We start from the raw sequence: 19,178 nt of genomic DNA, 5'->3' as shown, positions 1-19,178 counted from the left end.
TGGTCGCAGTACGGGCACGCCCTGGACCTTCAGTAGAGAGGGTGTTTCATTGAGTGTGTAAGGGTCCGGTCTCTAACTAGGGTGTGACCTGCGGTTTCACCCCTGAAAGGACGGGCCCTCTTGGCCGAAATCAGTATGACCACCAACCCCCTTGAAGGCGTTTTGAGCGCCGACCAGATTGACGCGCTCGTCACGGCCGCCGAGGACCTCGGAGAGGGCCGCAACGGCGTGGAGGAACTGCTCTCCCGGATGACCCGCGCGGTACTGGAACGGGCCTTGGAAACCGAGATGAGTGACCACCTTGGCTATGAGTCCGGGGACCCCGCCGGGCAGGGCACGGGCAACTCCCGCAATGGCAAGACCACCAAGAGTGTTCAGACTCTCCAAGGCCCGGTGCAGGTCACCGTGCCGCGGGACAGGAACAGTTCTTTCGAGCCCGTGATTGTGCCAAAGCGGGCCCGCCGGCTGGGCAAGGTCGAAGACATGATCCTGTCCCTCTACGCCCGGGGAATGAGCACCAGGGACATCGGCTCCCACCTCGATGAGATCTACGGGACCAAGGTCTCCGCCGCGACGATTTCCAGGGTCACGGACGTGATCGCCGACGAGGTCGCCCAATGGCAAAACCGGCCCCTGGAGTCCGTGTATCCGATCGTCTACATTGACGCGATCTGGCTGAAAATCAGGGACGGTGGGGTCGTGGTGAACAAGGCCTGCCACGTGGCCGTCGGCGTGGACGTGGAGGGCCGCAAGCAGGTCCTGGGCCTGTGGCTGGGCACCTCGGAAGGGGCGAAGTTCTGGGCCAACGTCCTCACCGAGATTCGCAACCGCGGAGCCGCCGACATCCTCATCCTGTGCTGCGACGGGCTCACCGGGCTGCCGGCAGCGGTGAACAGCATCTACCCGCAGACCGTCGTGCAGACCTGCGTCGTGCACCTGCTGCGCTCGGCCATGAAATACGCCTCCTACGGAGCACGCAAAGCCATGGCCCGGGACATGCGCCCGATCTACACCGCACCGACCGTGCAGGCCGCCGAACTGGCCATGGAGGCATTCGCGCAGGCCTGGCAGAGCACGGCGCCCGGGGCGGTGCTGGCGTGGCGGAACGCATGGGAGGACTTCACCCCGTTCCTGGCCTTCACCCCGGAAATTCGGAAGGTCATCTACACCACGAACCAGATCGAATCGATCAACTACCAGCTCCGGAAAATCACAAAGACCAGAGGCTCATTTCCCTCCGATGAGGCCGCGATCAAGCTGGTCTACCTCGGGATCCGGAACATCGAAACCACCCGCGGCGGCGAGCTCGGAACCGGCACCCAAGGATGGCACCAGGCACTAAACGCTTTCGCCGTCCAGTTCCCCAACCGACTTCCGATCTGACCAACCGGCAGAACGGATAACCGACCGGTCCCTTACACAGAAAACTTGACACCCCCTCAGTAGAGACGCGCAATCCGCATCCGTCGACCAGGTTCCCTGCGGGGCCACTTTCCCAGGTTCCTACTACCTGACTTCGACGTCAGGAACATCGGGACGAGAGGCACCATGGCCAGCCGGACCCGCCAAGAACCTCACGCGGTGTGGGCATATCCTTCACGGATCCAGATGAACAGTTCGGCGTCGATCTCTGCGGGGTTCTTCAGGATCACTTCGTTGTGCCAACGGTTGGCCGACACACGCTCTGCGCGGTGAACCCGTGCCGATTCGAGTTCCCTGGTTAGAACAATGTTGATCAGGATACCGCCACGGCGGGGATGGATACCGAGGAACGCTCGTCCGTGAGCAACGTGGAACGACGACGCGTTCTCCTGCAGCTCACACCCGTCCAGCTCAGAAATCTTGTCCATAGGCGCGCTGTAAACGCCGGACGAAAGTGGATCACCATCAATGCGTTCTCTTGCCGTGCGAGCCATCCAGCCAGCATACGACAGGCAGACGCAGCACTCTTCCCGTGCCCCAACCCTTCGCAGAACTACTCCAAGAACACCTGCGAAACCGCCCGAACCTCAGAACAGGATCAGACGCCCAAAGTCCTTGGCTATTCCCGGGAACCCGCGCCGGACAACCACTTCACCCGAATGGCATCATGGACCGGGCTCCGTAGCCTCGGCATCGACCTGCGCGGCGCACGAAACACCGCACTCGACGAACACCTCACCCTTTCCCCTGCACCGCACTCGGCTACAGCCACCAAATCGCATTCCTCCACGCCGACGCAGCAGGCGACGCGTGGTCACGCTACGTCGAGCGACGAACCCGGCCATGACTAGTAGGGTTCAGCCCGACCACGCCAAGGCGGAAGGCTGCTGCCTCGTTTCAAGTACCGTGGCAGGATGATCGCTGAATACATGAGAGATGGCGCCCGCTCCCTCCCTGCGCATCCATCCCCGTCACAGGTATCAGCGATCAGGATTTGGCACTGCAAATACAAGTCCCTTAGCGGCCTATCAGATTACGAAAACCTGAAGACCTTAGTAATTGCGACCTATCCAGATACAGATCTGGAACCGATAGCCAGCCTTAGCAACCTTGAATATTTGAGCATCATGCACTTGCCGAACGTCTCAGATTTGGCTCCACTTAGCCACTTGCAGAGACTAGGCACGATTAGGCTCAGCACCCTGCCGAGCTGGGACTCCTCCGGCAAGCAGACGACGGTTCGCTCCCTGGAACCCCTAGCCGAGCTGCCAGCTCTGACTCACCTTGAACTCTTCGGAGTCCTGCCCGAAGACGGATCGCTTCAAGCCATGGAAAACTGCAGGGCATTGGAATCGATTCGGGTCAGCAAGTACCCGCCGCTCGAGGTCGATGCTTCTACCGAAAGACGGGTCTGGCTGCTTCCTTCGCACCCTCTCCAAGCGTTCGTGCCTGGACCTGACCCGCAACAAGATCAACGAAAGAGGCGTTGAACAGGGCGGAATACGCCCACATTTGATCCGCAGGGGGGACTGTCCGATTTTCGGTGGATCCATGGTTGGCATTTAGTTGATTCTTCCGTCGAAGCTGATGGCGAATGCATTCAGGGCCGGCTTCCATCGTGTGGCCCATCGTGCCCTGCCTTTGCCTGTCGGGTCCAGTGCCCGGGTGGCGAGGTAGAGGCATTTCAGGGCCGCCTGCTCGGTGGGGAAATGGCCCCGGGCCCTGACCGCGCGCCGGTAGCGTGCGTTGATGGATTCGATGGCGTTGGTGCTGCAGATGACCCGCCGGATTTCGACGTCGTAGTCCAGGAACGGCACGAACTCGCTCCAGGCGTTCTCCCACAGCCGGGTGATCGCCGGGTACTGCCGGCCCCATTTGGTCGAGAACTCCACGAAGCGTTCCTTCGCCGCGGCCTCGGACGGTGCCGTGTAGACCGGGCGCAGGTCCCGGGACATCTCGTCCCAGTACTGCCGGGCCGCATAGTGGAAGGTGTTCCGGATCAGATGCACGATGCAGGTCTGGACCACAGCCCGCTCCCAGACCGTGGTGATGGCCTCGGGTAGGCCCTTGAGCCCGTCGCAGACCGTGATGCAGACGTCCTCGACGCCGCGGTTCTTGATTTCGGTCAGCACCGAGAGCCAGAACTTTGCCCCTTCGCCGCCGTCCTCGGCCCACAGCCCGAGGATGTCCCGTTCCCTGTTGACGCTGACGCCGATCGCGACGTAGACCGGCCGGTTGGTGACCTGCCCGTCGCGGACCTTGACGTGGATCGCGTCGATGAACACCACAGGGTAGGCCCGGCGGTTTCCAGTCCTCGTCGCGAATTAAGTGGTTTGGAGCCGGTGTTTCCACCGTGCCATGAGTTGATTTGGTGTGCGGTCCTTTAGGCATTCCCGTGGCCGGTCGTTGAGTTCGATGCCGACTTCCCGTAGCCGTTCATCGGTGATCAGGCCCAGGTCGGTGCCCTTGAGGAAATACTGGCGCAGCAGACCGTTCGTGTTCTCATTCGTCCCTCGCTGCCACGGGGAATGCGGATCGGCGAAGTAGATGTGCAGCCCCGTCTCCCGCTCAATCCGTTCATGGTGGAACATCTCGTTGCCCTGGTCCCAGGTCAGCGTGCCCCGTAGAGCTGTGGGAAGGATTGTGAACGCCTGGATGAGGGCATCACCGACGATCTGGGCTGTACGGCCGCCCCGTATCGGGACGAGGACTGTGAGCCTGGACTTGCATTCGACGAGCGTGGCAATTGCTGAGCGCTGACCGGTGCCTATTATGAGATCTCCTTCGTGCCCAGCGCGGGTCCGAGTCTCGACGACCGCGGGGCGATAGGTGATCGGGTTCATGTTGGTGGACTGCTTCAACGCCCCCTCACGGTTCCTGCCGCGCCCGCGTTTATGGCGGTACGTTCGGCCAGTGCGGAGCGTGAGGCCGTCCTGCGCGGCGATCAGGCCGCGGTAGACGGCTTCGTAGATGGTCTCGGCGCAGACATGCCAAGAGCTGCGTCTGGGCCAACGGCGTCTGAGCCAGCGGCTGACCTGGGCGGGTGACCAATGCTTTATTCACCGAGTCGCCGGCGGGGAGGCCATCGGCGATTTCGATCCGGTCATCCTGCGTCAGGTACCGGCGGCTGATCGGCTTGTCTATGAACTCCACGCTGCCAGCATCGATGAACCACAGCGAGCCGCAGCTCAGCGACACGCCGACCTGCAACGAGGCAGCAGAGCCGCTGATCCCTTGCCTGATCAGCTCGAAATATAGGCGTTTGACTTGAGGCGGCATCCTGTTCGCGGCGTACCTGGGCATTGGAATCCCTTCCGATCAGGATTCGCAACGACTGTTAGACACCGCCCAAGGTCCAGGGGGCCGGTTCTGCCACTCGACCATCTCACCGATGACCTTCTCCGTGATCCGCCAGAGGGTGTCCTTGGAGACCCTGCCGCCGAACACCTCGGCGAAGTGGGCCGCGATTTCCCCCGTGGTGAGGCCTTTCGCGCTGAGTGACAACACGATCTCATCCACGCCGGTCAGCCGGCGCTGCCGCTTCTTCACTATCTGCGGGGCGAAGGTCGAGCCGGTATCCCGCGGCACGTCGATCTCCACCGGCCCGATTTCGGTCAGCACGGTCTTCGTGCGGGTGCCGTTGCGGGAGTTCCCGCTCCCGCACGGACACGTCGTGCTTTTCGTGTCCGAGGTGTTCGTCCATTTCCGCTTCCAGCGCGGTTTCCAGGACGTTTTTCGTGAGTCGGTTCAACAGCCCGTCAGGGCCCGACGAGGTCGATGCCCTGCTCCCTGGCCTGGGCCAGGAGTTCATGTGCGGACGAGCATGCTGGGGGGATCAGTTTCCGAGGAACTTCACGGCGACCGAGGCGAACTGGTCGTGGAACTGGAAGATTGCGCCGTGGCCGGAGCCGGGATAAATGATCAGCTCCGAGTTTTTGATACGCCGGTGAAGGTCGTGGGAAAGGATCGTGGGAACCATGCGGTCATGGCCGCCGTTGGCGATCAGCGTCGGCTGGGTGAGGACGGAGAGGTCGGACGGGGCCGAGCGTCCGAATCTCTGGATGGCCCTCAGCTGCTTCTGGAACCCGGGCAGGCTGATGTCCGCGTCTCGGTCGATGGTGCGCTCTTTCAGGCGTTCGATGAACGCTTTCGCGGCGCGTTTGCCAGTGCTGTCGCGGTTGAAGAACAGGAACTCTTTCGGGTCCGACCGGGTGAGAGCTGCGCGGGCGATGTCGAAGTAAGTGGTGCCGAGGACCTTGTCCATGCCTTTGCCACCACGCGGTCCCGTCCCCGCGAGGACGAGTCTCCTGACCAGGTTCTGGTGTTTCAGGGTGAGGTCCTGGGCGATCATGCCGCCCATCGAGAAGGAGAAGATGTCGATCTTGTCGTGGCCGAGGGCGGTGATGAACGAGTAGGCGTCATCGGCTGCTTCTTCGAGCGTGCCTCGAACTTTCCCCGAGGTCCCGCCGACGCCGAGCTGGTCGAAGGTGATGACGTGGCGGTTTTGGGCGATGGGGTCGATGATGCGGGGATCCCAGTTGTCCATGGTCCCGGCGAGGTGGACGAAGAACACCACCGGGATGCCGCCTCTCGGACCCAGCTCTCGGTACGCGAATGTCGCGCCGCCCACCGTGATGAAACGCGCGGGGGCTTTGGTGTAAGAGGTGATGACGGTGCCGTCGGCGTTCTGGCCGTGGTGACTCATGAGAGTGACCGCTTTCTGGTAGGGGTGTGAAATGGCCGATGCTTAGTCGCTGATAGTTAGGACGGCCTTGCCCTGCAGCCCGCCCTTGCCGAGGGAAGACAGCGTCTCCGGCAGTGCAGCGAAGGGCGCAGTTTTCCCGACGACGGGGCGGATGACGCCGCGGTCAACAAGGCCCGCCAGGGTGCGGAGCTGCTCACCGCTGGCGTGCATGAACAAGAACTCGTACTGGACCCCGAGCTTCTTCGCCTGACGGCGCACCTTCGCGCTGAGGGCTGTAATCACGAGACGCACTATCCAGTTCAGGCCGGCTGCCTGGGCGAAGGTCGGGTCGGGCGGACCCGAGATCCCGATCGCCTTTCCTCCGGTTTTCAGAACGCGCAGCGACTTGGCGAGATTCTCTCCACCCTGGCTGTCGAGCACCAGGTCGTAGCCGTTGAGGAGCACCGAGAAATCCTGCGTGCGGTAGTCGATGACCTCGTCGGCGCCGAGTTCGCGGGCGAGGGCTGCGTTGGGGCCGCTGACAGTGGTCGCGACGGTGGCCCCGAGGTGTTTGGCCAGCTGGATCGCGATCGATCCCACGCCTCCGGTGCCGGCATGGATGAGGACTTTCTGTCCGGGCTTCACCTGACCGCGTTCGACGAGCGCTTGCCACGCCGTCAGCGCCACCAGTGGCAATGACCCGGCTTCCTCGATTGTGATCGATGCCGGCTTCAAGGCGACGTCGTTCTCGTCGATCGCGATGCGTTCGGCGAACGTGCCGATGCGACCGTCGCGGGGCCTCGCGAAGACCTGGTCGCCCGGCTTAAAGTTGCGTACTTTCGGGCCGACTCGGACAACGGTACCGGCGACGTCGTGGCCGAGGATGAAAGGGGCCCTGTACGGCAGGATCAGTTTGAACTCGCCCTCTCGAATTTTCTCGTCCAACTGGTTCAGGCCCGCCGCTTGGACTTTGACGAGGACGTCCCGGTCGCCGACGATCGGTTCGGGCACCTCTGTCATTTCGACGGGCTGCTTGTAGCTGTCGACGACGAACGCTTTCATATGGCTTCTTTCTAGAATGAGCTTGTTAGGGTGAACCGCTGCGGTGAGCGGCGAAAAAATGCCTGGCGGTCTCGGCCGAACGGCTCGTGGGTCTGGAAGATGCACAAAGAGCCCGGAAGGACGGCGGGCAGTGCGACGTGCATATGCTTCGCCGCTGCAGCGACGTTGCTGGATAGGGGGCCTGAGCGGCGGAGTCCAGCGGTCGTTGCGACGGTTTATGGCTTTATCGCCCGGTGAAGGGCTTGAGCAGCAGTGTGTGATCAATATGAGCTGTCGCTCCACTTTTTGTGCTGGCTTGGGTGGGAGGGGCGGGCTCCCGGGGGGTCAGGCAGACGGCACCAGACGAGGCCCGCTCGCTGTGCTCTCAGGACCGGCTCATGGCACGGCGTTGGATTCCGCCCATGAAACGGACGATCTGGCGGCGCGTCAGGAGCTTGCTGGCCAGCGCCAGTGCGCGGCCGTTGGTGATGACCGACGGGGGCGCGGAGCGGCGGTCGAGGGTCTCGAGCGCGATCCTGACGACATCCTTCGGCGTTGCACGCGCGGTGCCGTAGTCGGCCGACTGGCTGCCTGCGGCGTCGAAAAATTCGGTTTCCATAGCGCCGGGGCAGACGGCGAGGACGCGCAGGCCAGTGCCGCGGGCCTCCTCCCACAGCGATTCGGTGAAGCTGAGGACGAAGGCTTTGGTGGCCCCGTAGACACCCAGGTAAGGGGCCGGCTGGAAGCCCAGCAGGCTCGCAACGTTGATCAGGACCCCCGTGTCGGCAGAGGTCAGCGGGTCGATGTATGCGCGGCTGAGGTCCACCAGGGCGCCGACATTCAGCCCGATCATGCCCTGGAGGCGTTCAGGGTCCTCGTCCGGGAAGGCGTTGTGCGTGCCGAAGCCGGCGTTGTTGACCAGCCCGGTGGCGTGGATGCCGCGGAATTCGAGCTCCGCGCGAAGCGAGCGGCCAGCGTCCGGCTTACCGAGGTCCCGGGCAACGGTGGTCACGGTGACGCCGTGGTCGCGGCCAAGTTCGCCGGCCAGGGTTTCGAGCCGGTCTGCACGGCGGGCAACGAGTACGAGGTTGGAACCACGTTCTGCCAACTGCCGGGCGAACTCCGCGCCGAGGCCGGAGCTCGCGCCTGTAACGATGATGGTCTGGCTGGAATAGTCAATTTTACTCATGCGATACATTTTATGCACGATCTTGCACTGCGTGCAATAGCAGGTCGGGAGTGAACCATCGTACTATGGGTGCATGGCCCAGAAGTTGACACCGATCCGCGAGCAGACCCGAGCCGTCGTCCGCTCCCTGCTCGCACGCACCGCCCTCGAGCAGTTCGCAGCCAAGGGCTACGACGACACCACCGTCGAGGAGGTCGCCGCCGCCGCGGGAGTCTCCCGCCGGACCCTGTTCAACTACTTCCGCAGCAAAGAAGACCTCGCGCTAAGCGGCCTGTCGGAGCAGGGTGAACTGATCGCCGGACGATTTGCCGAGCGCCCGCGCAAAGAGGACCCCTGGACATCCTTGCGCGCAGCGTTCCAAGTGCTCGAGGAGATCGACACCACCGCCGAACGCCGGCTCGAGTTCGTCACGCTACTGTTCGGGAACGAATCCCTGCGCGCGGGACACGCCGAAAAGCAAGCCCGCTGGCAGGACCTGCTCACACCGCTGATCGAGCCACGACTGCCAGCGTCCGGCCACCGCACCTTGGAGGCACGCGCCATCGCAGCGGCCGCGATCACTTGCCTCCAGGCAGCCTTGGAAGAGTGGGTGAAGCAGGGCGGACGTGTCGAGCTGTTCGAGCTTTACGACACCGCCGTGCACGCCGTCCGCCGCCCCGCCTGAGTGAGCAGGGGCGTCCAGCCGCTGAGGGACCGCCTGCCCCGCCCGCCCGGCCCGCCGACGGAACGGACGGGCCGCCGTAGGATGCGGCTGCGGAAACCTCTTGAGTGGACTAATCAGCGGACCGGAAGCAGCGCTCCCCTGCCTGACCTTGTGACCCTTGGTGTCCAAGCCTTGTCTGGGCCGTTGGACAATTGAGGTCCCGGCTGCGACAAAGCCCGGATTGACGAGAGGCGGTCACCGGCGTTCGAACAGGACGAGTAGATGTATATCGCCCCCTCCCACGCGCGCCTAGTCAGATTGTTGACGCCAGCCGAAAATAGGGCCAAATACGCCAACTGAAAATGAGGCCACTGACCATTATGGAAGGTGATCACATTGGATGTTTGGGCGCAGATACGCCACCGATACGCGACGGAGAAAATCTCCAAGAGGGAGCTGGCTAAACAGCTCGGGGTTTCCCGGGGGACGGTGGACCGGGCGTTGGAGGCGGAGCGGCCTCCGAAGTATGAGCGGAAGCCGGCTGGTTCGAGCTTCGATGCATACGCGCCGCAGGTGCGGGCCTTGTTGGTGCAGACGCCGACGATGCCGGCCTCGGTACTGGCCGAACGCGTCGGCTGGACGGGCTCTGCATCCTTGTTTCGGGACAAGGTCCGTGGACTCCGGCCCGAGTATATGCCGGCGGACCCGGTGGACCGGCTGGTCCATGAACCGGGCCAGGCGATGCAGTGCGATTTGTGGTTTCCCCATGAGCCGCTGCCGCTGGGTCACGGGCAGGAGGGCAAGCCTCCGGTGTTGGTGATGACGAGCGCGTTCTCCGGATACATCCAGGCCAGGATGCTGCCGACCCGCACGACCTTTGATCTGCTGGGCGGGATGTGGTCGTTGCTGCAGGAGGCCGGTGCAGTGCCCAAGCAGCTGGTCTGGGACAACGAATCAGGGATCGGCCAGGGGCGGCTGACCGAGCCGGCGGCGGCGTTCGCCGGCGTGCTGGGCTGCGAGATCCGGCAGTTGCCGCCACGGGATCCGGAATCCAAGGGCGTCGTGGAGCGGATGAACCGTTACTTCCGCCAGGGCTTCATGCCCGGCCGGACGTTCGCGTCCCCGCTGGATTTCAACGACCAGCTCGCGGACTGGCTGCCGCGGGCGAACGCCCGCTACTCCCGGACCCGGCACGGCCGCCCGGCCGAGCTCATGGTCCGCGACAGGGAAGCGATGCGCCCGTTGACGCCGGTGGCGCCCGAGTTCGCCTTCCGCAGCAGCGTCCGGCTGCCAAGGGACAACTACGTGCGGGTCTTCTCCAACGACTACTCCGTGGACCCGGGCGCGATCGGACGGATCGTGGACGTCGAAGCAGACCTGGAAAAGGTGACCGTGAGCGCCGACGGCCGGCTGCTTGCCAGCCACGAGCGGCGGTGGGCCAGACACCAGATCTTCACTGACCCCGGGCACGTGGACAGGCCGCCTCCCTCCGACGGATCCACCGCAGCGTCAAGGCCGGACGGTCCACAGTGGTGGAGGAACGGGACCTGTCGATCTATGACGAACTGTTCGGCGTCGCCATCCCCGACGATGCCCGCGAGCTCTCCGGGGCAGGACGGTGAACGGGGCGGTGAAGGACATCGACTACTACGCCCGCGCACTGCGCGCCCCACGAATCGCCGACGGCTACCGATCCCTCGGCGACCGGGCACGGGCAGCAGGCTGGTCACACGAGGAATACCTCGCCGCCGTCCTCTCCCGCGAGGTCGCCGAACGCGAAGCCTCCGGGGCCGCCCTGCGGATCAGGGCCGCGAGGTTCCCCGGACACAAGCTGCTGGAAGAGTTCAACTTCGACCACCAGCCTGCCGCGGACCGGAACCTCGTCGCTCATCTGGGCACTGGGGTCTTTCTGGAAGAAGCAAAGAACGTAGTCCTACTCGGCCCGCCGGGCACCGGGAAAACCCATCTGGCCGTCGGGATCGGAATCCGGGCCGCACGCGCCGGGCATCGCGTCCTGTTCGACACAGCGACCGGGTGGGTATCGAGACTGGCCGAAGCCCACGACCGCGGACGGCTACCCCAGGAACTGGCCAAGTTGCGCCGTTACACGCTGCTCATCGTTGACGAAGTCGGTTACATCCCTTTCGACCAGGACTCGGCCAATCTGTTTTTCCAGCTGGTCTCATCCCGCTATGAACACGCCTCCCTGGTACTTACCAGCAACCTCGCCTTCAGTAGGTGGGGCGAGGTCTTCAGCGACGCGACAGTGGCCTCGGCGATGATCGACCGGATCGTTCACCACGCAGAAGTCCTGAACCTCACCGGCAGCAGCTACCGGCTCCGGAACAAGACAAGAACCCAGCTCAAGGCACAATAGAACAGTAACCCGTGGCCCTGTTTTCAGTTGGCAAAACTGGCCCTATTTTCGGTTGGCGTTAACACAGATTGGACTACACCTCAACCTGACGTCAGGAACACACTCAAAGCGGTCCCATTAGGGTCCCTATTTGGTAGTGCTTACGCACACTTGCGGAGGTCCTACATATCAACCTGACGCGTCTGTTGTTCCCGGGAGCCGGGCGACGGCGGGAGTCTCGTGTGAGTTTGGGTCACAGTGGCTGTGTCTATGCGTCACCGTTCCGTCATGTCGACATCCAGCAGCTCGGCCATGAAGGAATACGAAAGACCAGCCAGGCGGATACCTAACTTCCGGACGTCGGGCCAACAGCCTCCACTGCATCATGCAGTAGACGCAGAAGGTAACCATGAACAGGCAACGACGCGAAAACCAGAGATGCCGGGGTGATAGGCGGTGTGAGCATTATGAGCCAAGTGCACGGCAATGCTGTTTCTCAACGGAGCAAGGTTTTGCGCTAGAGCATCTGCGAGCGATTGGCGGAACCGATTCCGGAACAACTTCGGCACAAGTCATGTCGCACTCCCCCAGACCCACCATGAACAAGCAGAACAGTAACCACGAACCGAGAAGGAGCAGCCTGGTGAACACAAGAAAAGGAACCCGACGAGAAATTTTCTCAGGTCAGGTAACAAGCACCAAGACCACCGACCACGGAACGAAGAACCAGCCAACCAAACCACCTGTTAGCGGCCATGAAAAACTGCCCGTAGATGGCCACGGAATTGCCCGCTGATGGCCACCGGGACTGCCCGCCTGTGGCCATGAGTTCTGCCCAGCCATGGCCGCTTGGTTTGCCCGCATTGTTCGCTTGTCCCGCCGTGTCGTAAGACGGCGGGGGCCTCTTCCCGTTTGGATGTCGGTGTCGAATCGAATCCGCTGACAGGAAGAGGCCCTGAATGAAGGATGCCCTAGAAACCGTGAAAATTCTTGCTGCCTATGATCTGACCAAGTCGCTGCGCGGTGCAGCGGAGCTGTCGGGTTGTTCCCACCACACTGTTGACCGGCTGGTCCAGGCCCGTGATGCCGGGCGTGCACCGGGCGGTGTGACGGACCGGCCCCGGGTCACCGACGAGTGGCTTCCAAAGATCGAGGAATGGGTCGAAAAGTCCAAGGGCCGGATCCGCGCCGATGTCATCCATGACAAGCTCGCCGCGATGGGCTACCGAGGTTCGGACCGCTCCACCCGCCGCGCCGTTTCCCAGGTCAAAGAGGCCTACCGGCGCGGGAACAAAAGGGTCCACCGTCCCTGGATCACCGAGCCAGGCGCCTGGCTTCAGTACGATTTCGGCGACGGGCCCGTCATCGACGGGGTCAAGACCGTACTGTTCGTCGCCTGGCTGGCCTGGTCCCGGTTCCGCATCGTGATCCCGCTGCGTGACCGGACGGCGCCGAGCGTGTTCTCCGCCCTGGACCGGTCATTCCGGCTGCTCGGCGGCGCGCCAACGTATGTGCTGACCGATAACGAGAAGACCGTCACCACCATGCATGTGGCCGGCGTGCCGGTCCGTAACCAGCAGACGCTGGCGTTCGCCAGGCACTACTCCGTCGAGGTGCTCACCTGCCAGCCGGCGGACCCGGCATCCAAGGGCGGGGTCGAATCGTCTGTGAAGATCGCCAAGGCAGACCTGGTGCCCAAGGACACCAACCTGCGAGACGAATACGCCTCGTTCGCCGCGCTCGAGACGGCCTGCACCGCGTTCATGGACCAGATCAACACGCGCGAGCACCGGACCACCCGCCGCCGCCCGGTCGACATGCTCGCCGAGGAGGCCGCGTCCCTGCACCGCGTCCCGGACACAGCGCATACCCTCGCCTACGGGGTCGGGCGCCGGGTGCCGGAAAACACGCCGATGGTCTCGGTCGAAAACGCCCAATACTCCGTGCCTGCCCATCTGCTCGGCGCCGAGGTGTTCGCCCGCTTCCACGGGACCGGCCCGGATGCTCAGGTCGTGATCGTGCATGTTGGTGCCGGCGGGCCGGTCGAGGTCGCCCGGCACCGACTTGCCCGGCCCGGGTCCCCGGCGATCCTGGACGCACATTTCCCGGACCATCAGCAGAAGGTGCCCGGCGACTACAAACCCGTGCCGCGGTCCACGGCGGAAGCAGAATTCCTGGGCATTGGCGCCGGCGCGAGGACCTGGCTGCTGGAGGCCGCCGCGGCCGGAGCGCAGCGGATCAACGTGAAGATGGCCGAGGCTGTCGCGCTGGCCAAGATCGCGGGGACTGCCGAGGTCGATAAGGCCCTGGGCGTTGCCGCGATCCACCACCGCTTCGCGCACGGCGACCTCGCGTCGCTGTTGAACGCGGGCGGAAACCACACCGGGCTGCGCACCGCCGCGGAGGACAAGTCCCTCACCCAGGGCACCGCCGGGTGGGCCGGCCTCGGCACCACCGGCGCCGGGGAGGGCGCCCGATGAGCATCACGACCGCGAACAGCACCGCACCGGCTCTGCCCGCCGACCTCGAGGCACTCATGCGGCAACTGAAAATGCCCCACGCCCGCGCCATCGCCCCGGACGTGTTGGCCACCGCCCGCGCTCAGCGCTGGGAACCGGCCGAGGTCATCAAAGCACTGCTCGCGGAGGAGACCAAGGGCCGGGCCCGGTCGATGCTCGCCACCCGCCGCAAGGCTGCAGGGTTCCCGACCGGCAAGACGTTCGCCCTCTGGGACGAAGCCGCGTCCTCGATCCCGGCACCGACCCAACAGGCCCTGCGCACCCTGGAATGGATCCACCGGAAAGAAAACCTCGTCGTCTGCGGCCCCTCCGGGACCGGAAAGACATTCTTCCTCGAAGCCCTCGGCCAGCAGGCCGTCGAAGAAGGGATGCGCGTCGCCTGGTTCACCCTTGAGGACCTCGGCGCCCTGATCCGTTCGCACCGGGCCGACGACACCGTCACCCGGGCCGTGGCTAGGATCCTGCGCGCAGATCTCGTGGTCGTGGATGACATCGGCCTCCTCGCCGTGGCCACCGACGCCGCCGAAGGCCTCTACCGGGTCGTCGACGCAGCCTATGAAAAACGGGCCGTCGCGGTCTCCTCGAACCTTCACCCCGCAGGCTTCGACGAGCTCATGCCCAAAACCCTGGCCACCGCGACTGTGGACCGGCTCCTGCACCACGCCCACGTCTGCCAAACCACCGGCGACTCCATCCGCCTCACCCAGGCCCTGGCCGGAAAGGGCGTCATGCCACTGAACTAAACCCCAAACTGGTGGCCAGCAAACCCCATCCCCAAGCGGGCAAACCAGCTGGCCACCACTGGGCAGTTCTACTGGCCACCAGCGGGCAGAAATGCTGGCCGCCTACGGGCAATTCCTAATGGCCGTTGACAACCACCCCCCACCAATGAAAAAAGGCCGCCGAAGGGGCCCCGTACAACACAAATTGTCCACACTCAGGAGCTAAAGAGCCTCTGAACAGGGAAAACACGTGCCCGAGGTGGGACTCGAACCAGCCGCTCCCCCTGAAAATCCGCCACTCCCCCGAACATCCCCAATCCGGCCCAGTCCGATGCCGGTACAACCGAATGCGAAGCCCGAGGGTGTGGACATTGTCCACACCCTCTTTTTTGGGCATCTTCAGCCCCCACCATTCGAGTGTGACGGTCCTGTTGGGCGTTGAGATTCCCTCGCCCCTGGGAGCCGCAGGCCGCAACACCGCCCTGGCATCTCCGAAGCCGCTCCCCTGCTGGATGACGACGCCCCGGTGGAAGGGTCACCCACAGCATACGGCGACCAAGAAAAAGCTTCGCCGGTACTGGATGGACTTCGGGTTTCGGGAGGCGGCCGGGGACTACCTCTACTTCGAGGCCGCCTGAGGCCGGTATCGCCTGCAACAGAAGAGCCAGCTCCCGTCACGCTGCGGGGGCTGGCTCTTCGAAGCTCATCGGCGGTTCATGCTACTGGCCTTTGCTGAGAACCGGGTGGTCCAAAGGTGCGGCGTGCCCGGCTGTGTTCGGGCCTTCACGGTGTGCTACCTGCTTGATGAAGAAGGAGGCCACGATTGAGATTGCTGCGCACCCGGCGACGTAGGCAGCGATGGGCCACCATTGTCCGCCGCTGATTTCGAAAAGCCAGGCGGCGATGATCGGTGCGGTGCCACCAAATATCGCCGCACCCAGCTGGTAACCGAGTGAAGCGCCGGTGTAGCGGACCTCGGGGGCGAAATTCTCTGCTATCAGGGTGCCTAGGATCGCGTTGACGCTGCCCCACAGAAGGCCGAAGCCGACGATGGTGGCGACGAACAGCGCCCAGGTGGCACCGGTATTGAGCACGAGGTAGTAAGGCACGACCATGATGAGCGTCGCGGCGGCCGACCAGCGGTACAGCGCTGCGCGCGGAACGTTGTCGGAGATCCTGCCGAAGACGGGCATCCATATTGTTGCCACGAGCGCGGCTGCGGCAACTGCGAGAAGAACGACGTTCCCGCGTGCTCCTAGGACGTTGGTGGCGTAGGCGATGACGTAGGTGCCGAAGATGTAGAAGGGGCCGGTCTCCGAGGCCTTCGCGCCGATCGACACGAGCACGGCACCCCAGTGCTTGGTGACAACTTCCTTGATGGGCAGGCGCAGCTGGGCGCCCGTCTCCCGGACACGCTTGAACTCCGGGGTCTCGTCCAGGCCGTTCCGAATCCAGAGGCCGACGAGGACGAGCACAACGCTGGCTATGAACGGAAGGCGCCAGCCCCAGACGAAGAACTGGCCGTCGGGAAGGAGGGTCAGAAGGCCGACAACGCCGGCAGCGAGCAGCATGCCCAGGCTGATACCCATTTGCGGCACCGCACCATAGAGGCCACGGCGGTTCTTGGGCGCGTACTCGTAAGCGAGCAGGAGGGCCCCGCCCCATTCGCCGCCGATGCCGAGACCTTGAAGGATGCGGCACAGGATGAGCAGGATGGGGGCGGCTACGCCGATTGTGTTGTAGTCGGGCAGCAGCCCAATGGCGACCGTTCCGCCTCCCATAAGCATGAGGGTGATGAAGAGAGTCTTCTTTCGGCCGATCCGGTCGCCTATGTGGGAGAAGATGATACCGCCCAGGGGACGGAAGAAGAAGGTGAGCGAGAACGAGATGTAGGCGAGCAAAGTCGACACGAACGCGTTGTCGCTGGGAAAGAAGAGCTTATTGAAGACCAGGGCGGCAACGGTGCCGTATACGAGGAAGTCGAACCATTCAATGACGCTGCCGCTGAGGCTGCCGAGCAGCACGCGATAGTTCAGCTTTTCTTCGCTCTTTGTCTTTTCAGGGGATGTAGTGTCCGTCAAGGATCTTTCCTTTGGGATTCGAAGGATGTGTGGCCCTACCACGTGGTCCGACCACATGAGACTCTAAGCTGTGACGGCCGACACGTCAAAATTAGGGGCCTGCCTGGGCACCAGTCGCCCCGAAGAAGAAGCCTCGGCTGAGCCGCTTACGATCGAACGCGAGGAGGTCGGTTCATTCAGGAAGCCACAGGGTCGCAGGACATAGCCGCCCGCTTCTTCTTGGTGACGGGACTAATCCGCTGTCTCCATGTAGTACCCCCGAATATGCCGGCGCAGGAGCTCGGCCGCTGCGGCACGTTCACCGCTGCGAAGGGCATCAACAATTGCATAATGTTCGGAACGCAGGCGCCCCGCGGTCGCCTCCCAGTCGGGAAGTGCCTGGGCGCGGGCCAGGGTGTGATCGGCAATGGAAGTCCGGAGGGCATCCATGAGCGTACTGATAAGGGGATTTCCAGCGGCGCGGGAAAGCGTCACGTGGAATTCGGCGTCCAGATGAAGGAAATCACCGACAGGGGCACTGGGGTCGTCCATGAGCCCCAGCAGCCTCTCCGCAGAGTTCCAATCCCCTCGGCCGGGATCCGAGTGCTCGGCCGCCCAGGTCTCAAGCAGCAGACGCACCTCGTACACATGTGAATGCTCGACGTGACTCGTCGCCAGCTGGAGGTTGAGCGCCAGTGCCAACGCCTGCTCCGGGGCTGCGGTCACGACGGTACCCGAGCGCGGCCCGGAACCGGTGGCTGCCTGAATCGTTCCGAGCGCCTCAAGAACCTTCAACGCCTCGCGGAGCGAGCTTCGCGAGACTTGCAACGTTTCAGAGAGAGCCCGTTCACTAGGGAGGTGGTCACCAATCCGTAAACGACCGCTCGAGAGCTCTCCGGTCACCCAGTTCATTACTGTCTCGTGCGCTTTCATCGCCACCGATTATTGCAGGTCTGGCCAGACACGCACGTTTTCAGCTGGCCGTGCGGGCTCCGTCTTCAGGTGTGGTGAGGTAGTTTCGAAGCAATCATGGGTGAGCGGGGAATTGCGTTCACTCAAGCCTCCACCCAGCGTTTCTATGACCTCTCCGCTGTCGATTGCTTGGCGTACCGACGTCAACGACGGGCTGGCACGCGAGTTTGTGGAGACCGCCCGGACCCTGGCCTCCTTCGGAGGCGTTCCGAACCTCGTGGATTCCTGTGGGCCTGCCTCGCTACCCTCCTCGCTCCAGGGCGATTAGCGCTACCGACGACCGCAGTGCAACCAAGAAATGCCGCCGATATGGCGTCCGAACGGGTTGCCCGCCATGCACCGGCTGGCGCACCGATGCGCTCCGCTCGGGACGGGGACACCCTCGTGGTGCAGAGCATGGACCGTCTGGCTCGCAACCTGCACGGCTGGGTGCTCTGTTCCGGCGCCTCACCCGCAAGCATGCGAGGGTGGGGTGCGACATTCGTGCTTTCGCCGAAAATGGCGTCCCGTCCCGGACGATGTAAGTGTCGCCGAAACAAAATTGGAGACGAAGTCCTCTTGCCGCCGTCTCACTGGAGCGCGACCCACGGCTGAGTGGAGCTCCTCCGGGGCCCTCATCCTGACCGTCCGCTGCGTTGTCGCGACTGGCGAAGCTGTCACCCAATAAGGTTGCCTGAGACTTTGCGTGTCTCGCTGAGTGAGACCATAATGCTTAACGTGAATTCCACTGAGTCGAAGCCCGCTGCCAGCATGATTGAGCGGGTTTCACTGATCCTTGACGTGTTCAGTCCTGAAGAGCCAGTCCTGACGGGAGGGGAGATCGCGCGCAGGGCCGGACTTTCCCGGGCGACGGCGGCGCGGATACTCTCAGAACTCGCCAAGCACGATTTCGTCGACCGGGTTCAGTCCGGATACCAGATAGGTATCCGGTGTTTTGAATTGGGGCAAATGGCGCAGCAGCCAAAGGATCTTCGGCGCCTGGCTCTGGCAACGATGTTCGACCTCCGGCGGGCTACGGGCTTGACTGTTCAGCTGGGCGTTCTCGAAGGTAATGACGTCGTCTATATCGAGATTTTGCGCGGCCAGTATCGGGACTTGACAATCCCATCACGGGTAGGTGGACGTGTACCGTGCTATGCGACTGCTGGTGGGAAGGCCCTGCTTGCACACGCTCCTGACCAGTTGGTCGAGGATCTTCTGAACGGCGAGTTGGAGAAGATCGGACCCAACACTATTACCGATCCCCAGGAGCTCCGCGCCGAACTGGACCTGGCCCGACGTGAGGGTATTGCCTATGAGCGGGAAGAATCCCATGCTGGCCTGGCGTGCGCGGCGAGTCCCATTCTGCGGGGTGATACTACTGCTGTGGCGGCCATTTCCATCACTGCCCCGGTGGGGGTGGTGGAGATGAGACTGGTTGGTCCCGCTGTCCATGCAGCGACACTGGGACTAAACCGCCAGATGCGGGCAGTTCCGCATTGGGCCAAACTATAGGCGTCTCACTGAATGAGAGGCGGATTTTGACGACGGCGGTCCGGACCTGATGCTTGTGCTCAGTTCCCGTGATTTG

General features: G+C 63.4%; 15 protein-coding genes and 3 pseudogenes. 9 read left to right on the top strand and 9 right to left on the bottom strand.

The genetic code is table 11. The annotated features are described in order from the left end of the window. Nucleotides 1–135 precede the first annotated feature (135 nt). Complete coding sequence (locus LFT45_RS10335; RefSeq protein WP_236809048.1) at nt 136–1,383, top strand: IS256 family transposase; 1,248 nt, start codon at nt 136–138, stop codon at nt 1,381–1,383. Between the two features lie 191 nt (nt 1,384–1,574). Here the strand turns inward: LFT45_RS10335 and LFT45_RS10330 are convergent, their stop codons facing one another. From LFT45_RS10330 to LFT45_RS10300, 7 genes and pseudogenes are all read right to left on the bottom strand, one after another. Then, entirely contained in the window at nt 1,575–1,850 is a 276-nt protein-coding gene (locus LFT45_RS10330; protein WP_236808344.1) for a DUF5655 domain-containing protein, read from the bottom strand. Between the two features lie 1,134 nt (nt 1,851–2,984). Continuing rightward, nucleotides 2,985–3,716, bottom strand: a pseudogene (locus LFT45_RS10325) (IS256 family transposase); the annotation flags it as partial. A gap of 30 nt (nt 3,717–3,746) precedes the next feature. Beyond that, nucleotides 3,747–4,481, bottom strand: coding sequence for an IS30 family transposase (locus tag LFT45_RS10320; RefSeq protein WP_236809266.1), 735 nt, complete (start codon nt 4,479–4,481; stop codon nt 3,747–3,749). Nucleotides 4,482–4,782: 301 nt separating this feature from the next. Next, nucleotides 4,783–5,261 (bottom strand): annotated as a pseudogene (locus LFT45_RS10315) (transposase); the annotation flags it as partial. Continuing rightward, nucleotides 5,258–6,127, bottom strand: coding sequence for an alpha/beta fold hydrolase (locus LFT45_RS10310; RefSeq protein WP_236808343.1), 870 nt, complete (start codon nt 6,125–6,127; stop codon nt 5,258–5,260). The gene LFT45_RS10310 and the pseudogene LFT45_RS10315, both read right to left, overlap by 4 nt. Nucleotides 6,128–6,169: 42 nt before the next feature. Beyond that, the gene (locus tag LFT45_RS10305) at nt 6,170–7,168 is read right to left on the bottom strand and encodes an NADP-dependent oxidoreductase (protein ID WP_236808342.1); all 999 of its coding nucleotides are present in this window, start codon (nt 7,166–7,168) and stop codon (nt 6,170–6,172) included. Between the two features lie 364 nt (nt 7,169–7,532). Then, on the bottom strand, nt 7,533–8,336 hold the full coding sequence (locus LFT45_RS10300; RefSeq protein WP_236808340.1) for an SDR family NAD(P)-dependent oxidoreductase: 804 nt from the start codon (nt 8,334–8,336) through the stop codon (nt 7,533–7,535). Between the two features lie 73 nt (nt 8,337–8,409). On the opposite strand from LFT45_RS10300, the gene LFT45_RS10295 reads away from it, so the two are divergent. From LFT45_RS10295 to LFT45_RS10270, 6 genes and pseudogenes are all read left to right on the top strand, one after another. Further along, nucleotides 8,410–9,000 carry a TetR/AcrR family transcriptional regulator gene (locus LFT45_RS10295; RefSeq protein ID WP_236808338.1) on the top strand — a complete coding sequence of 197 codons (591 nt, stop codon included), beginning with the start codon at nt 8,410–8,412 and terminating at the stop codon, nt 8,998–9,000. Between the two features lie 366 nt (nt 9,001–9,366). After that, a pseudogene (gene istA / locus LFT45_RS23495) lies at nt 9,367–10,601 on the top strand (IS21 family transposase). Then, nucleotides 10,598–11,356, top strand: a complete 759-nt coding sequence (gene istB / locus LFT45_RS10285; protein ID WP_236808336.1) for an IS21-like element helper ATPase IstB — start codon at nt 10,598–10,600, stop codon at nt 11,354–11,356. Before istA (LFT45_RS23495) ends, istB (LFT45_RS10285) begins: the two are co-directional and overlap by 4 nt. A gap of 938 nt (nt 11,357–12,294) precedes the next feature. Continuing rightward, nucleotides 12,295–13,815: an IS21 family transposase gene (gene istA / locus LFT45_RS10280; protein WP_336885583.1), complete on the top strand. Its 1,521-nt coding sequence runs from the start codon at nt 12,295–12,297 to the stop codon at nt 13,813–13,815. Continuing rightward, nucleotides 13,812–14,597: an IS21-like element helper ATPase IstB gene (gene istB, locus LFT45_RS10275; protein WP_236804791.1), complete on the top strand. Its 786-nt coding sequence runs from the start codon at nt 13,812–13,814 to the stop codon at nt 14,595–14,597. Before istA (LFT45_RS10280) ends, istB (LFT45_RS10275) begins: the two co-directional genes overlap by 4 nt. 398 nt (nt 14,598–14,995) lie before the next feature. Continuing rightward, complete coding sequence (locus LFT45_RS10270; protein WP_236808328.1) at nt 14,996–15,214, top strand: hypothetical protein; 219 nt, start codon at nt 14,996–14,998, stop codon at nt 15,212–15,214. An 81-nt stretch (nt 15,215–15,295) separates the two neighbouring features. Here the strand turns inward: LFT45_RS10270 and LFT45_RS10265 are convergent, their stop codons facing one another. Together LFT45_RS10265 and LFT45_RS10260 are read right to left on the bottom strand one after the other, a co-directional pair. Further along, complete coding sequence (locus LFT45_RS10265; RefSeq protein ID WP_236808326.1) at nt 15,296–16,657, bottom strand: MFS transporter; 1,362 nt, start codon at nt 16,655–16,657, stop codon at nt 15,296–15,298. A gap of 231 nt (nt 16,658–16,888) precedes the next feature. Continuing rightward, nucleotides 16,889–17,548 (bottom strand): FadR/GntR family transcriptional regulator, encoded by a 660-nt coding sequence (locus tag LFT45_RS10260; protein ID WP_236809264.1) that lies wholly within the window; start codon nt 17,546–17,548, stop codon nt 16,889–16,891. A gap of 166 nt (nt 17,549–17,714) precedes the next feature. Between LFT45_RS10260 and LFT45_RS10255 the strand changes: the two genes are divergently transcribed. After that, a complete protein-coding gene (locus LFT45_RS10255; protein ID WP_236808318.1) occupies nt 17,715–17,876 on the top strand; it encodes a hypothetical protein in 162 nt (53 codons plus the stop codon). Nucleotides 17,877–18,325: 449 nt separating this feature from the next. Next, nucleotides 18,326–19,102: an IclR family transcriptional regulator gene (locus tag LFT45_RS10250; protein ID WP_236808316.1), complete on the top strand. Its 777-nt coding sequence runs from the start codon at nt 18,326–18,328 to the stop codon at nt 19,100–19,102. Nucleotides 19,103–19,178 lie beyond the last annotated feature (76 nt).

Origin of the sequence: Arthrobacter sp. FW305-BF8 (genome assembly GCF_021789315.1) — a bacterium.
Classification (GTDB): domain Bacteria; phylum Actinomycetota; class Actinomycetes; order Actinomycetales; family Micrococcaceae; genus Arthrobacter.
The sequence above is the reverse complement of the archived record's forward strand: the minus strand, read 5'-3'. Positions and strand labels throughout refer to the sequence as shown.